This window comes from Microbispora sp. H10830 (genome assembly GCF_014161375.1).
Taxonomy (GTDB): domain Bacteria; phylum Actinomycetota; class Actinomycetes; order Streptosporangiales; family Streptosporangiaceae; genus Microbispora; species Microbispora catharanthi.
The window spans coordinates 59,800-73,433 of record NZ_JABBWX010000005.1; the positions used below are offsets into that span (position 1 = coordinate 59,800).

General features: G+C 71.7%; 13 protein-coding genes and 1 tRNA gene. 6 read left to right on the top strand and 8 right to left on the bottom strand.

All coding sequences use genetic code 11. From position 1 onward, the window contains the following. Window positions 1-69: 69 nt before the first annotated feature. Window positions 70-999 carry a helix-turn-helix transcriptional regulator gene (locus HHX35_RS14990; protein ID WP_182899450.1) on the top strand — a complete coding sequence of 310 codons (930 nt, stop codon included), beginning with the start codon at window positions 70-72 and terminating at the stop codon, window positions 997-999. Window positions 1,000-1,015: 16 nt separating this feature from the next. Here the strand turns inward: HHX35_RS14990 and HHX35_RS14995 are convergent, their stop codons facing one another. Together HHX35_RS14995 and HHX35_RS15000 are read right to left on the bottom strand one after the other, a co-directional pair. Then, window positions 1,016-2,248 carry an alpha/beta hydrolase gene (locus HHX35_RS14995; RefSeq protein WP_310739137.1) on the bottom strand — a complete coding sequence of 411 codons (1,233 nt, stop codon included), beginning with the start codon at window positions 2,246-2,248 and terminating at the stop codon, window positions 1,016-1,018. A gap of 233 nt (window positions 2,249-2,481) precedes the next feature. Then, window positions 2,482-2,555, bottom strand: a tRNA-Lys gene (locus HHX35_RS15000). Between the two features lie 103 nt (window positions 2,556-2,658). On the opposite strand from HHX35_RS15000, the gene HHX35_RS15005 reads away from it, so the two are divergent. Together HHX35_RS15005 and HHX35_RS15010 are read left to right on the top strand one after the other, a co-directional pair. Further along, window positions 2,659-3,507: a MoxR family ATPase gene (locus tag HHX35_RS15005; RefSeq protein ID WP_182899452.1), complete on the top strand. Its 849-nt coding sequence runs from the start codon at window positions 2,659-2,661 to the stop codon at window positions 3,505-3,507. Continuing rightward, window positions 3,504-4,859 carry a VWA domain-containing protein gene (locus tag HHX35_RS15010; protein ID WP_182899453.1) on the top strand — a complete coding sequence of 452 codons (1,356 nt, stop codon included), beginning with the start codon at window positions 3,504-3,506 and terminating at the stop codon, window positions 4,857-4,859. Before HHX35_RS15005 ends, HHX35_RS15010 begins: the two co-directional genes overlap by 4 nt. Before the next feature lie 57 nt (window positions 4,860-4,916). Here HHX35_RS15010 and HHX35_RS15015 read toward each other — a convergent pair whose 3' ends face one another. Next, window positions 4,917-5,684, bottom strand: coding sequence for a nuclease-related domain-containing protein (locus tag HHX35_RS15015; protein WP_182899454.1), 768 nt, complete (start codon window positions 5,682-5,684; stop codon window positions 4,917-4,919). A 152-nt stretch (window positions 5,685-5,836) separates the two neighbouring features. On the opposite strand from HHX35_RS15015, the gene HHX35_RS15020 reads away from it, so the two are divergent. Next, on the top strand, window positions 5,837-6,466 hold the full coding sequence (locus tag HHX35_RS15020; protein ID WP_182899455.1) for a TetR/AcrR family transcriptional regulator: 630 nt from the start codon (window positions 5,837-5,839) through the stop codon (window positions 6,464-6,466). Window positions 6,467-6,482: 16 nt separating this feature from the next. On the opposite strand, the gene HHX35_RS15025 is transcribed toward HHX35_RS15020, so the two are convergent. Genes HHX35_RS15025 through HHX35_RS15040 form a run of 4 tightly spaced genes read right to left on the bottom strand, consistent with a single transcriptional unit; the run spans window position 6,483 to window position 11,001 of the window. Then, window positions 6,483-7,655, bottom strand: a complete 1,173-nt coding sequence (locus HHX35_RS15025) for an acyl-CoA dehydrogenase family protein (protein WP_182899456.1) — start codon at window positions 7,653-7,655, stop codon at window positions 6,483-6,485. After that, on the bottom strand, window positions 7,652-8,824 hold the full coding sequence (locus HHX35_RS15030) for an acyl-CoA dehydrogenase family protein (RefSeq protein WP_182899457.1): 1,173 nt from the start codon (window positions 8,822-8,824) through the stop codon (window positions 7,652-7,654). Before HHX35_RS15030 ends, HHX35_RS15025 begins: the two co-directional genes overlap by 4 nt. A 6-nt stretch (window positions 8,825-8,830) precedes the next feature. Continuing rightward, window positions 8,831-10,051 (bottom strand): acyl-CoA dehydrogenase family protein, encoded by a 1,221-nt coding sequence (locus tag HHX35_RS15035; RefSeq protein ID WP_182899458.1) that lies wholly within the window; start codon window positions 10,049-10,051, stop codon window positions 8,831-8,833. Further along, window positions 10,051-11,001, bottom strand: a complete 951-nt coding sequence (locus HHX35_RS15040) for a phosphotransferase family protein (RefSeq protein ID WP_310739103.1) — start codon at window positions 10,999-11,001, stop codon at window positions 10,051-10,053. Before HHX35_RS15040 ends, HHX35_RS15035 begins: the two co-directional genes overlap by 1 nt. A gap of 119 nt (window positions 11,002-11,120) precedes the next feature. On the opposite strand from HHX35_RS15040, the gene HHX35_RS15045 reads away from it, so the two are divergent. Further along, window positions 11,121-11,699: a GNAT family N-acetyltransferase gene (locus tag HHX35_RS15045; protein WP_182899459.1), complete on the top strand. Its 579-nt coding sequence runs from the start codon at window positions 11,121-11,123 to the stop codon at window positions 11,697-11,699. A 113-nt stretch (window positions 11,700-11,812) separates the two neighbouring features. On the opposite strand, the gene HHX35_RS15050 is transcribed toward HHX35_RS15045, so the two are convergent. Next, a complete protein-coding gene (locus tag HHX35_RS15050; protein WP_182899460.1) occupies window positions 11,813-12,397 on the bottom strand; it encodes a TetR/AcrR family transcriptional regulator in 585 nt (194 codons plus the stop codon). A gap of 68 nt (window positions 12,398-12,465) precedes the next feature. Here HHX35_RS15050 and HHX35_RS15055 point away from each other — a divergent pair, with 68 nt between their 5' ends. Continuing rightward, window positions 12,466-13,623 (top strand): FAD-dependent monooxygenase, encoded by a 1,158-nt coding sequence (locus HHX35_RS15055; protein ID WP_182899461.1) that lies wholly within the window; start codon window positions 12,466-12,468, stop codon window positions 13,621-13,623. Window positions 13,624-13,634 lie beyond the last annotated feature (11 nt).

Here is a 13,634-nt window from a genome sequence, read left to right on the forward strand (position 1 = left end):
CGGTCGTACGCGTCTGCCTGGGAACACCAGACCTACCTTCGACGTGGACAGCACCGGCAGACTGTCGTCATGGCCGTCTATCACCCGTACGCCCGTGAACTCGGTGACTTCCTGCGTGCCCGGCGCGGCCGGTTGCGCCCGCAGGACGTCGGCCTTGAGCCGGGGCCCCGGCGCAAGGTGGCCGGCCTGCGGCGCGAGGAGGTCGCGCTGCTGGCCGGGCTGAGCACCGATTACTACCAGCGCATGGAGCAGGGCCGTGAGGTGCGGCCCTCCGACGAGGTGCTCGACGCCATCGCCTCCGCGCTTGACCTCGGCGACGAGGAACGCCGGCACCTGTTCACCCTCGCCCGGGCGGCACGGCGGCCGGCGGCCGTCCGCACCCGCCGGGCCCCCGAACGCGTGCCGGACAGCACCCGGCGCCTGCTGCACGTCATGAGCACTCCCGCGGTCGTGCTCGGCCGGCACCTCGACGTGCTCGCGTGGAACACGCTCGCCGAGGCGCTGCTCGGCGATCCGGAAACCCTGCCGCCGGGGCGGCGGAACATGCTCATGGCACTGTTCGAGGATCCCGGGACCCGTGGGCGCTGCCCCGACTGGGAGACCACCGCCCTGCAGTACATCGGCATGCTGCGGGCCGCCGTCGCCACCGACCCGACCCACCCGCGCGCCACGACGATCATCGGCGAGCTGAGCATCCGCAGCGCGGACTTCCGCCGGCTCTGGGCCCGGCACGAGGTGCGTGAGACGGTCCACGGGACGAAGCTGTTCCGGCACCCTCAGGTCGGTGACCTCACCCTCGACTGGGACGTCTATCCCCTGCCCGGCAATCCCGGTCCTGTCCTGCTCGTCTACACGGCCGAGCCAGGCACCGCCGACGACGAACGAATCCGGCTGCTCGCGTCCCTGCACGCCACCCGGGTAGCGCGGAAGGTCCAGGCCGAACGGCCTGGGCTTCCTGACGTGGTGCGCCGCCAGGGACTCGAACCCCGGACCCGCTGATCAACAGTCCTCCTCTCTATGTGCAGGTCTTCGTTTCCGGCGAGCAGAACCCGACCTCGGGGTAGCGCGCCGAGGGCCTGTCCAGCAGGGGCTGTGGCCTACCGCCCAGGTGCAGGTCGAAGAAGGCCAGGACGTACCTGCGGGTGATGTCCACGGAGCGGCTTCCGGCGAGCTCACTGCCGAGGTCGACCCCGATCTGCTGGGCCAGCAGGTCGTAGTCGCTGAAGGACGGATGTACCGCTCCGGCCACCACGAGCCAGCGCTTCCATCCGGTCAGGTGTTCCCAGTCGCGGTCCCATGTGGCGTCCGTGCCGCCCGGGCTGTGCAACGGCTGGCCCAGGAACAGGAACGGGCGCGCCACCCCGCTCGCGGGGATCGGGGCGAACATGAGGCCGTCCATGTTGATTCCGGCGCGTACCCGGCGGTCCTTCAGCATCGTCTCGGCGACGCTCGCGCCTCCGAGGGACGTGCCCGCCATCGCGATCCTGGACACGTCGATCAGCGAAGCGCCCTTCCACTTGGCGTGCGGACCGGTCAGCTGATCGATCACGAAGGAGACGTCGACCGCCCGGTTCTCCACCGCTTTCTCACCGAAGTCGTCGACGCCTTCGAGTTCGCACGCGGCGCAGGTGGCCAGCCGCCCGTCGGGGAATGTGGTGGCGAAGGTCTCGTACGTGTGGTCGATGCCGGCCACCACGTAGCCTCTGCTCGCCAGTTCCTCGGCCAGGGCGGTGAGCGAGCTTCGGGGGTCGGTGAAGCCGGGAGAGAGCACGACAAGGGGCAGCGTGTGTCCACGTCCCGCCGGTTCGGCGCCGCTGAACGCGTGGGTCCGCGTTCTGCTCAGCACGTCGAACGGCACGCCCGTCACCCCTTTGCCCTTCAGGATGAGCTCCGACTCCTTGGGCGTCACGTAGGGCGCACGCCGTCCGTTCCGGGACCTCGCCGGATACCAGAGGGAGACCATGAGCTCCCTCGACTTGGCCTGGGGGACCCAGGGGTCAGGGCGCGAGGTGTCGTTCAGACGCAGGGACGTTGTGCCGACCGGATGGGGACCGGTCGGCTCGGGCAGATACGGTGTGCTGCTCGAAGTGACCGAAGAGCCGGCGGAGGTGTGTCCGGAAGAGGCGGACGCCGGCGTCCAGGAGGCGGGAACCGTCAGGGTGAGCAGTCCTGCGACCGCGGCCAGGCCGGCCCGCAGGATCGGAGTCCGGAGCGCCGGCTTTCCACGGCTGTGACGACGGTCGGGCAGAGCCGGACGACCCTTGTCATGCCTGGTGGGGGCCTCGGCTCTCGGCGCAGCATGCGGATCTTCGTATGGCATGGCTCGATCCTGCGGGGCCCGGGCCTGGCGCGGTATCGGCCGAAGGTGCGGTCGGCGCCGTTTGAGTAGCACTTTCGGCCGACGCCGAACCCGCGCCGCCGAGACGATCAGTGAATAACGAAAGCCCAGGTCGGATATACCGACCTGGGCTTTCGACAGGGTGCGCCGCCAGGGACTCGAACCCCGGACCCGCTGATTAAGAGTCAGCTGCTCTAACCAACTGAGCTAGCGGCGCAAAGCCCTTAGAGGCTATCGCACACCCCAGAGCAGTCCAAATCAGATCAGTCGAAATCGGGCTAGAGTAGAACAACATTCGGTATCAGCGGTTGGGAGCGCACATGTGGTTCGCCTCGCGTGACGAGGTCCGGGAGCGGCTGGCGGCCGTCGACTACCTTGCCGACGACGGCATCGCGACATCGGTGTTCCTGGCCGGGGCGCTGGGCAAGCCGCTGCTGGCCGAGGGACCGGCGGGAGTGGGCAAGACCCAGCTCGCCAAGGCCGTGGCGGAGGCCACCGGCGCGCGGCTCATCCGCCTGCAGTGCTACGAGGGCCTGGACGAGGCGCGGGCGCTGTACGAGTGGAACTACAAGAAGCAACTGCTGCGCATCCAGGCCGACGACGGCGCCTGGGACGACATCTTCTCCGAGGAGTTCCTGCTGGAGCGCCCCCTCCTGAAGGCCATCAGGAGCGAGAAGCCCACCGTGCTGCTCATCGACGAGACCGACAAGGCCGACGTCGAGGTCGAGGGGCTGCTGCTGGAGATCCTGTCCGACTACCAGATCACGATCCCCGAGCTGGGCACGATCACCGCCGCGCGCCGGCCCTACGTCGTGCTGACCTCGAACGCGACCCGCGAGCTGTCGGAGGCGCTCAAGCGCCGCTGCCTCTATCTCCACCTCGACTACCCCACGCCGGAGCGGGAGCGCGACATCATGCTCACGCAGGTGCCCGGGCTGCCCGCGAGCATCGCCGACCGGCTCGCCCGTACGGTGGCCACGCTCCGGGCGCTGGAGCTGAAGAAGTCGCCGTCGATCGCGGAGACCGTCGACTGGGCGCACACCCTGATCGCGCTGGGCCGTACGGAGCTGGACGAGGCGCTGATCGGCGAGACGCTGGGTGTGGTGCTCAAGCACAACTCCGACCAGGTGCGGGCCGCCAAGGAGCTCGGCCTGCCGTCGCGGTCATGACGACTCAGGCGTCCCTCGTGGACCGGCACGTGGGGTTCGTCCACGCCCTGCGGGAGGCCGGGCTGCCGGTCTCCCCGGCCGAGGGGCTGGACGCGGCACACGCGCTCATGGTCATCGACCTGGCCGAGCGGGAGACGCTGCGTGAGGCGTACGCCGCGACCCTGGTGAAGCGGCCCGCGCACCGGCCGGGGTTCGACCTGCTCTTCGACCTGTGGTTCCCGCCGGTGATCAGCGGCGCCGAAGGCACCGCCGTCGCCGAGGACGCCGAGCTGCCCGAGCTGCGCGAGCGGCTGGCGGAGCTGCTGATGGGCGATCCGGCCGATCCCGCGTTCCGGGAGTTCGCCCGGGCGATGGTGGGGCGGTTCGGGCAGGTCCAGGCCGCGCCCGGCAGGCAGTCGTGGTTCTCCTTCCCGGTGCTGCGCGCACTGTCGCCCGAGACGCTGGTGGCCCGGATGCTGAACGCCATGCTCGACGAGCGCGGCGGCCTGCCGGAGAAGGTCGCCAGGCGGCACATCTCCCGGACCGTCGAGGCGTTCACGGAGGCGGTCGCCTCCGACGTACGCCGAAGGATCGCCGAGGAGTCGGGCATCGAGAAGATCGCCAGGTCGGCGGTCCGGCCGCCGATCGACCAGGTCGACTTCCTGCGCGCGACCAAGGAGGAGCTGGCCCGGCTGCGCCGGGAGGTCTATCCCCTCGCCCGCCGCCTGGCCACCCGGCTGTCGATCAGGCAGAAGCGGGGGCGGCGCGGGCGGCTCGACTTCCGGCGCACCGTGCGGGCCTCGCTGTCCACGGGCGGGGTGCCGCTCACCACCCACATGCGCCCGCCCCGCCCCCACCGCCCCGAGCTGGTCGTGTTGTGCGACGCCAGCGACTCGGTCTCCACGTTCTCGCACTTCACGCTGTTGCTGACGTTCGCGCTCCGGGAGCAGTTCACCAAGGTGCGGGCGTTCGCGTTCGTGGACACGGTTGACGAGATCACGGACCTGTTCGCCCCGGGTGCGGACGTGCTGGACGCCATCGCCCGCCTGACGGAGGAGGCCGACATCGTCAGGTTCGGCCGCACCGACTACGGCCACGTCTTCGAGCGCTTCGCCGAACGCTTCCCGGACGCCGTGGGCCCCCGGACGTCGCTGCTGATCCTGGGCGACGCCAGGTCCAACTATCAGGTCCCGGCGCTGGGCACGCTGAAGCGGCTGGCCGGGCAGGCCAGGCACGCCTACTGGCTCAACCCCGAGCCCCGGGCCCAGTGGGACACCGGGGACTCGCTCGCCACGTCGTACGGCTCGGTCGTTCCCATGCACGAGTGCCGCAACGTCGTGCAGCTCGCCGCGTTCGTCGAGACACTGGCCTGAATCCTGGCCTGAATCGAGACCCTTCGCCCGAATCGATTCCGGCCCGCGTCGGCGTGCTCAGCTCATGCGGCGCAGGATGCGGGCCGCCGTACGGGCCAGCAGTTCGATCTGCTCCTCGGTGAACTCGGCGGAACCGTGGGTGCGGATCCAGCGGGCCACCCTGCCCGGGTAGGCGACGGTCAGCCCCTCTCCGTGCAGCGTGCCGCCCCTGGCCTTGATCTTCCCGCCGTGCACGGCGAGCACGGGGGCGATGGAGACCTCGATGCCGGTCTCCTTGGTCAGCAGCGCGGCCATCGAACCGGCGGCGGAGATGAGGCCCTTGGCGACCGAGGTGCCGAACTTCTCGTCGAAGAACAGGCGCTCGCCGTACCGCGCGATCAGGGTGTCGGGCGACCACGCCTCGTTGTCCACGATCCACAGACCGCCCGGCCCGATGACGAGGTGGTCGATCGACGCCTCGCCGGGCACGGCCCGGCCGTCCATCACCCGGTAGCCGTGCCGGCGCAGCCCGAGACGCAGCAACCGCCCGGTGCGCACCTCGCCGCGGCGCTTGCCCCGCCACACCGCCGTACGCTCGTGCAGGCGCCAGGCGATGAACAGGTCCGTGCCGCCCGCGAGGGCGGCCAGCCCGAGGCCGGCGGCGAACATGTTCAGCCCGAGCCGCGGGCCCACCAGGTTGCCGACGACGAACCCCGCGAAGGTGATCGCGGCCCGCACCCGGATCCGGTTCTTGCGTCCGGCGAACCAGAACGTCTCGTACAGGTTCTGCGGCGAGGCACCGGTGAACTTCTCGTCCTTCGGGACGTAAATAGACCCATTCGGCACGCGAACCCCCCACACTAGGCATGCGGCTTTCTCCGGGATACCCGAGCGGGAATCCCAACCCTCCTAAGGTGAGGGAAGTAGCGCAATTACGCCAGTGCCGACGCTTGACCGACCAGTCGGTATGCTTGAGCCGAGAGACGAAGGAGGTCGGCATGGCCCGCCGCGTAACGGGGGATCGCGCGAACGGGGAGCGCCCCGCGAACGGGTCCCTGGAGGAGCCGGTGCGGCAGCGCCTGCTCGCCGAGGCCACCCGGCTGTTCGCCGGGCGGGGTTTCGAGAGCACGTCGGTGCAGGAGATCGTCGCGGCGGCCGGCGTCACCAAGGGCGCCATGTACCACTACTTCGACTCCAAGGACGACCTGCTCCACGAGATCTACGCCCGGGTGCTGCGCCTGCAGATGGAGCGCCTCAACCGGTTCGCCGACGCGGAGGGCCCGGTGGCCGAGCGGCTGCACGCGGCGGCGACCGACGTGGTGGTGACCACGGTCGACAACCTGGACGACTCCAAGATCTTCTTCAGGTCGATGCACCAGCTCGCGCCGGAGACGTACAAGAGCGTGCGGGCCGAGCGGCGGCGCTACCACGAGCGGTTCCGCGACCTCGTCGTCGAGGGGCAGCGCGCCGGCGTCTTCCGCGACGACATCCCCGCCGAGATGGTGGTCGACTTCTTCTTCGGCTCGGTCCACCACCTCGGCACCTGGTATCACCCCGACGGCCCGCTGACCGGCCAGGAGGTCGGCCGCCACTTCGCCGACCTCCTGCTCAACTCGCTGCGACCCTGAGCACCGGAAACACAGCTCAGACGGGCGCGGGGAGGTCCGCCGGGCCGGCCAGCGCCTCGCGGTGATCACCCGGCGTGCCCAGTACGATCTGGTCGGCCTTGGCCCGCTTGAGGTAGAGATGCGCCGGGTGCTCCCAGGTCATCCCGATACCGCCGTGGAGCTGCACGCACTCCTCGGCGGCGTGCACCGCCACCGCTCCGCAATGGGCCTGCGCCACCGCGACGGCCACCGCGGCGTCGTCGCCGAGCGGTCCCGCGGAGGCCGTGTCCGCCAGCGCGGCGGCGGCGTTGCGGGCCGCCGCCCTGGCCCCCACGACCTCGAGCCACAGGTCGGCCAGCCGGTGCTTGACCGCCTGGAACGACCCCACCGGCCGGGCGAACTGCCTGCGTTCCTTCACGTACGCGACCGTCGTGGTGAGGCACCACTCGGCGACGCCGAGCTGTTCCGAGGCGAGCAGCCCGGCGCCGCGCACCAGGGCCTCCCACACCCACGGCACCTCCAGCCCGTCGGCCCTCGCGACGACCCGCGCCGGCGCCGACGCGAACGACACGGTCGCGATGGGCCGGGTCAGGTCGAGCGAGGTGACCGGTGTCACCCGGACCGCGGCGGACGCCTCCACCGCGCACAGCGCCACGCACGGTTCCGTGCCCTGCGCCAGCCGGACGGGGACGAGCAGGACGTCGGCGACCTCCGCGCCGATCACCCCGGTGACCGTGCCGGTCACCGTGCCGTCCTCGCCAAGGGTCACCCCGTTTCGATGACTCGGATTCGGCGGCGCGTACGGCGAGGCGGCGAACGACACCGCGAGCGCGGCCGTCGCCTCCCCGGCGGCCAGGCGTCCCAGCAGCTCTTCCGCGATGTCTCCCCCGGCCGTCAGCAGGGCCTGGGTGGCCAGGACGGCGCTGCTCAGGAACGGCACGGGAGCCACGGCGCGGCCCAGCTCCTCCAGCACGACGGCGGCCTCGCGGGCCGAAGCGCCGCCTTTACGGGAGGCGGAGCCGCCGAGCTCCTCGGGGATCAGCAGCCCGGCCACGCCGATGTCGCGGGCCAGCGCCTTCCACAGCTCCGCGTCGTACGGCGTGCCGGACTCGACTCGGCCGAGCACGGCCGACGGGGAGCACTTGTCGGCGAGCAGGTCGCGCACGGCGGCCCGCAGCTCCTCCTCCACCTCCGTGTACAGCAGCGTCATCGGGGAAGGTCCTTCCAGGCGACGTCCTTGTCGGCGCGCGGCTCGGCGGGCAGGCCGAGGACGCGTTCGGCGATGATGTTGCGCAGGATCTCGGAGGTGCCGCCCTCGATCGAGTTGCCCTTGGCGCGCAGGTAGCGGTAGCCGGCCTCCCGGCCGATGAAGTCGACCTTGTCGGGGCGGCGGAACGTCCAGTCGTCGTAGGCCAGGCCGTCCTCGCGCAGCATCTCGACCTCGATGCCGGACAGCTCCTGGTGCAGCCGGGCGAAGGCCAGTTTCATGCCCGAGCCCTCCGGCCCCGGATGCCCGGCGGCGAGCTGCTCGCGCAGCCGTACGGCCGTCAGGCGCATGACCTCCGAGTCGACCCAGAGCTTGAGCAGCCGCTGGTGCAGGTCGTGCGTGCGCAGCTCGGGCCGGGAGCGCCAGGTCTCGGCGACGACGCCCATCATCGTGCGCCGGGCGGGGGCGCCGCCGATCGCCACCCGCTCGTTCATCAGCGTGGTCTGCGCGACCCGCCAGCCGTCGCCCACCTCGCCCAGCCGCAGCGCGTCGGGCAGCCGCACCCCGGTGAGGAAGACCTCGTTGAACTCGGCCTCACCGGTGATCTGGCGCAGCGGGCGCACCTCGACGCCGGGGGCGTGCATGTCGCACACGAAGTAGGTCAGCCCGCGGTGCTTGGGCACGCCCGGGTCGGTGCGGGCCACGAGGATGGCCCAGCGGGCGGTGTGCGCGCTCGACGTCCACACCTTCTGGCCGTCCACCACCCACTCGTCGCCCTCGCGTACGGCGCGGGTGGCGAGCGTGGCGAGGTCGGAACCGGCGCCGGGCTCGCTGAACAGCTGGCACCACACCTCCTCGCCCGTCCACAGCGGCCGCAGGAAGCGCTTCTTCTGCTCCTCGGTGCCGAACGCGAGGATCGTCGGGGCGGCCATGCCGAGGCCGATGCCGATCCGGCCCGGCTGGTTGTCGGGCGTGCCCCTCAGCTCCCGGTCGGCCACGGCCTGCAGATCCCGGGGCGCGCCGAGCCCGCCGAGGCCCTCGGGGAAGTGCACCCAGGCCAGCCCGGCGTCGAATCGGGCGCGCAGGAACTCCAGGCGGTCCATGGCCGCCGGGTCGTGCTCCGCGAGGAAGGCTCTGGCGCGCTCGGCGACCGACGCCTCATCCCATGCCACGACACATCACCCCATGTATTTCTTGAGCTCGCGGTAGGCCAGCGACCGCTTGTGGACCTCGTCGGGGCCGTCGGCGAACCGCAGCGACCGCGCGCCCGCCCACAGCGCCGCCAGCGGGAAGTCCTGGCTGATCCCGCCGGCGCCGTGCGCCTGGATGGCCTTGTCCAGGATCCACTCCACCGTCGCCGGACCGGCGATCTTGATGGCCTGGATCTCGGTGTGCGCGCCCTTGTTGCCGACCGTGTCCATCAGCCAGGCCGTCTTCAGCACCAGCAGGCGCAGTTGCTCGATGCGCACCCGCGACTCGGCGATCCAGTCCTGGATCACTCCCTGCCGGGCCAGCGGCTTGCCGAACGCCTCCCGCGTCAGCACCCGGCGGCACATCAGCTCCACGGCCCGCTCGGCCATGCCGATGAGCCGCATGCAGTGGTGGATGCGCCCCGGCCCGAGCCGCGCCTGGGCGATGGCGAACCCGCCGCCCTCCTCGCCGATCAGGTTGTCCACCGGCACGCGTACGTCCTCGAACACCACTTCGGCGTGGCCGCCGTGGTCGGCGTCGTCGTAGCCGAAGACCGTCATGCCGCGCCGTACGGTGAGACCGGGGGCGTCGCGCGGGACGAGCACCATGCTCTGCCGGCGGTGCTTGGGCGCCTCGGGATCGGTCTTGCCCATCACGATGAAGACCCGGCAGTCGGGGTTCATCGCGCCGGTGATGAACCACTTGCGGCCGTTGACGACGTACTCCCCGCCGTCCCTCCTGATGGAGGTCGCGATGTTCGTCGCGTCGGAGGAGGCGACGTCGGGCTCGGTCATCGCGAAGGCCGACCTGATCTCCCCGGCCAGCAGCGGCTCCAGGTATTCCTTGCGCTGCCACTCGCTGCCGAACTCCGCCAGCACCTCCATGTTGCCGGTGTCGGGGGCGGCGCAGTTGGTGGCGGGCGGCGCGATGGCGGGCGACCTGCCCATGATCTCCGCGAGCGGGGCGTACTGGAGGTTGGTCAGTCCCGCGCCGTGCTCGTCCCGGCTGTCGGATGGCGGCAGGAAGAGGTTCCACAGGCCGCGCGAGCGGGCCTCGGCCTTGAGGTCCTCCAGCAGGGGCGGCGGACTCCACCCGCTGGTGACCGACTGTTCGTGAAAGGCGTGCTCGGCGGGGTAGACGCACTCGTCCATGAAGGCGAGCAGTCGCTCCCGATAGCGCTCCGTGGTCGCGTCGAACCCGAACTCCACTAGACCTCCATCAGCCCGCGGGCGACGATCGGGGCGACCTGGTCGCCGACCTCGGCGAAGCCCTCCCCCACCGTGAGCCCCTTCGTGTATCGGAAATGGATGCCCTCGGCGATCACCGCGAGCTTGAAGCAGGCGAGGCCGACGTACCAGCCGAGCCGGGACAGGTCGCGGCCGGACGCCTCCCCGTAGTGGGCGGCCAGCTCGGAGCCGGGCGGCGCCTCCCCGGCCGCGCCCCGGTCGAGCGAGGCGACGTCGCCGTACAGGAGGAACAGCGCCAGGTCGGTGAGCGGGTCGCCGAGCGTGGACATCTCCCAGTCGAGCACGGCCCGCACCTCGCCGTCGGCGATGAGCGTGTTGCCCAGCTTGAAGTCGCCGTGCACGATCGCCGGCTTGCCGGAGGCGGGCACGTCGCGGGCGAGCCGCTCGTAGAGGTCGTCGATGCCGGGCACCTCACGGCTGCGCGAGGCGTCGAGCTGCCGCTTCCACCGGGCGACCTGCCGCTCCAGGAAGCCGTCGGGCTTGCCGAAGTCGCCGAGGCCCACGCTCTCCGGGGTGATCGAGTGCAGCGCGGCCAGCACGTCCACCAGCCCGTGGGCGAGGGCCGGGGTGAGCGGCGGCTGCCCGCCCACGACGTGCTCCATCACGTAGAAGGGCGCGCCGATGATCTCGGGGTCCCGGCACAGGTGGTAGGTGCGCGGCACCGGAACGCCGGTGTCCTGGAGCGCGCTCATGACCCGGTGTTCGCGGCCCATGTCGTGCGCCGTCGCCAGGACGTGCCCGAGCGGCGGCCGCCGCACGACATATGTGCTCGTGCCGTCCCTGACGACGTACGTCAGATTGGACTTGCCGCCCACGATCAGCTCCGCGGTGAGCGGCCCTTCGGTCAGTCCCTCGCGCTGGAGGTGCTCGGCGAGGCGGGTGAGGTCGAGGCCGGGCGGGTCAGCGTTCACGCCGTCAGCGTACCGACCAGACGGTATGTGTGTCGACATGGTCACGGCCAAGTGGTCCTCGCCGTTCCGCCCGAAGTGGCCATCCGCTCGCACCGTACGTCGCCGATAACGTCGGGCGCATGACCGCGAAGATGCCCGCGCCGGCCGTGCTCGACGGCCGCGCCGTACGCCTTGAGCCGCTCGCCCCCGGACACGTGCCCGACCTGTTCCTCGCAGGACAGGACGAGGAGGTCTGGCGGTTCCGGACGGAGCCGGTGCCGGAGACCGAGGAGGACACGCGCCGCCTGGTGGACAAGCTGCTCGCCGACCCGCGCACCACCCAGTTCGCGGTGGTCCTCAAGGAGACCGGCCGGGCGATCGGCTCGACCGGCTACTGGGACGTCGGCGGCTTCGACGAGAGCGTGGAGATCGGCTCCACGTGGTATGGCAGGGCCTACTGGCGCACCGCCGTCAACACCGAGTGCAAGGTCCTGCTGCTCGACCACGCCTTCGCTCTGGGGTTCGTCCGCGTGGTGCTGAAGACCGACATCCGCAACCTGCGGTCGCAGGCGGCCATCGAGCGCATCGGCGGCGTCCGGGAGGGCGTGCTCCGGCGGCAGTACCGCCGCGCCGACGGCACCTGGCGCGACAGCCCCCTCTATTCCATCCTCGACGACGAGTGGCCTGCGCACCGCGCCCGCCTGCTGGCCGCCCGTTAGACGGGACTTTCTCGCGCTCCTCCTGCCGGCTGGAGCGGTGCGGCCGACCTCGGGCACCTGGCAGACCTCCTGCTACTCCAGCGAGGCTGATGCCGCGTCACGACCGGCGAGACTCACCGTCCTGACGCGATGCGGAGAAGCTCCCGGAAGGCGGCGTCGAGCTCCTCGAGGGTCGGCACATTCCCCGCCCCCACGACCGCGTCGAACAGCAGCCCTTCGACGTAGGCGACCATCTGCCGGCCGTGCCGCACCGGATCGGGCGAGCCGGCGGCGGCCAGCACCGCGACGGCCTGCTCCCGGAACCGGCGCCCCATCTCGTCGTACGTCGTGCGCAGCTCCGGGCGCCGGCTCGCCTCCAGCGCCAGCTCGTATCGCGCGATCGTGGTCTCCCGGTGCACGGTGATCGCCGCGTGCGTCGTCCTCGCCAGGAGATCCGCCAGCCGCGCCACTGCGCCCGCACTCTCGGGCGTCCGGCCGCCGGAGGTCATCGCGACGGCGAACGCGGCCTCCTCGCGCTGGGTGAGCCGGGCCAGGGCGAGCTCCAGCAGCGCCGCCCGCGTGCGCGCGTGGTTCGAGGTGGAGCCCGGCGGCAGCCCTGCGGCCTCGTCCACCGCCCGATGGGTGAGGCCGCGCATCCCCCGCTCGGCCAGGATCGCGATGGCCGCGTCCGCGACGACGACCGCCCGCTGAGTGCTCACCTCCTCATCGTAGAGGCGGACTACAGCTGTAGTACCCTCACTACAGGTGTAGTGACTAGGAGGCGGGCATGGCGCACGCGGTGGTGATCGGGGCGGGCATCGGCGGGCTGACGGCGGCCCTCGCCCTGGCGCGGAAGGACTGGTCGGTGACGGTCCTGGAACAGGCGGCCTCGATCGAGCCGGTGGGCGCCGGGCTGGCGGTCGCGCCCAACGCGCTCCGGGCGCTCGACGTGATCGGGCTCGGGGACGAGGTCAGGAAGCTCACCGCCATCCAGGGCCAGAGCGGCATCCGGGTGCCGGACGGCCGATGGCTGTCGCGGACCACCGCCGAGGACGCCGCCGCCCGGTATGGCGACCCCATCGTGCTGCTCACCCGCCCGGCGCTGGTCGGCATCCTCGCCGGACGCCTGCCGCAGGGCGCCCTGCGGGTGAACACTCGGGTCGAGTCCGTCGATCCCGCGACCGGCCGCGTCACCGTGTCGGGGGCGGCGGAGACGATCGAGGCCGACCTGGTCGTGGCGGCCGACGGGATCAGGTCCCGGACCCGCTCGACCCTGTTCCCCGGGCATCCCGCGCCGGTCTACGCGGGCGTGACGAGCTGGCGGACGATCGTGCCGCCGGCCGGCGTGACGGGCGCGTCCGAGACTGTGGCCGCCTCCGAGACCTGGGGGCGTGGGCTGATCTTCGGGGTCATGCCGCTCGCGGGCGGTCAGGTGTACTGCTACGCCACTGCGGCGGTTCCGGCGGGCCTGCGCGCGGCGGATGAGAGGGACGAACTGCTCCGGTTGTTCGGCCGCTGGCACGACCCGATCCCGGCGCTGCTGGACGCCGCCGACCCCGCGGCCGTGCTCCGCCACGACATCCACTGCCTCGACACCCCGCTGCCCGCCTTCCACGCGGGACGGGTCGCGCTGCTGGGCGACGCGGCCCACCCCATGACGCCCAATCTCGGGCAGGGGGCCTGCCAGGCCATGGAGGACGCCGTCGTGCTCGCCGAGCGCGTCTCACCTCACGGCGACCTGGCCGCGGGGCTGGCCGTCTACAGCAGGGAGCGACTGGCACGGACGACGCCGATCGTGCGGCGGTCGCGGGCGATCGGCCGGCTCACCCGGTGGCGCAACCCGTCGGCGGTCGCTCTGCGCGACGGCGCGATGCGGGCGGCGGGCTGGTTCGGGCCCGGGGTCGCGTTGCGTCAGGGCGACCAGATCTTCGCCTGGTCGCCCTGAACCGCCGAGGA

Bases quoted from the DNA above. Each gene is read 5' to 3' on its own strand.
- HHX35_RS14990 (WP_182899450.1), top strand. From the start codon at position 70: ATGGCCGTCTATCACCCGTACGCCCGTGAACTCGGTGACTTCCTGCGT.
- HHX35_RS15005 (WP_182899452.1), top strand. From the start codon at position 2,659: ATGTGGTTCGCCTCGCGTGACGAGGTCCGGGAGCGGCTGGCGGCCGTC.
- HHX35_RS15010 (WP_182899453.1), top strand. From the start codon at position 3,504: ATGACGACTCAGGCGTCCCTCGTGGACCGGCACGTGGGGTTCGTCCAC.
- HHX35_RS15020 (WP_182899455.1), top strand. From the start codon at position 5,837: ATGGCCCGCCGCGTAACGGGGGATCGCGCGAACGGGGAGCGCCCCGCG.
- HHX35_RS15025 (WP_182899456.1), bottom strand. From the start codon at position 7,655: ATGACGCTGCTGTACACGGAGGTGGAGGAGGAGCTGCGGGCCGCCGTG.
- HHX35_RS15045 (WP_182899459.1), top strand. From the start codon at position 11,121: ATGACCGCGAAGATGCCCGCGCCGGCCGTGCTCGACGGCCGCGCCGTA.
- HHX35_RS15055 (WP_182899461.1), top strand. From the start codon at position 12,466: ATGGCGCACGCGGTGGTGATCGGGGCGGGCATCGGCGGGCTGACGGCG.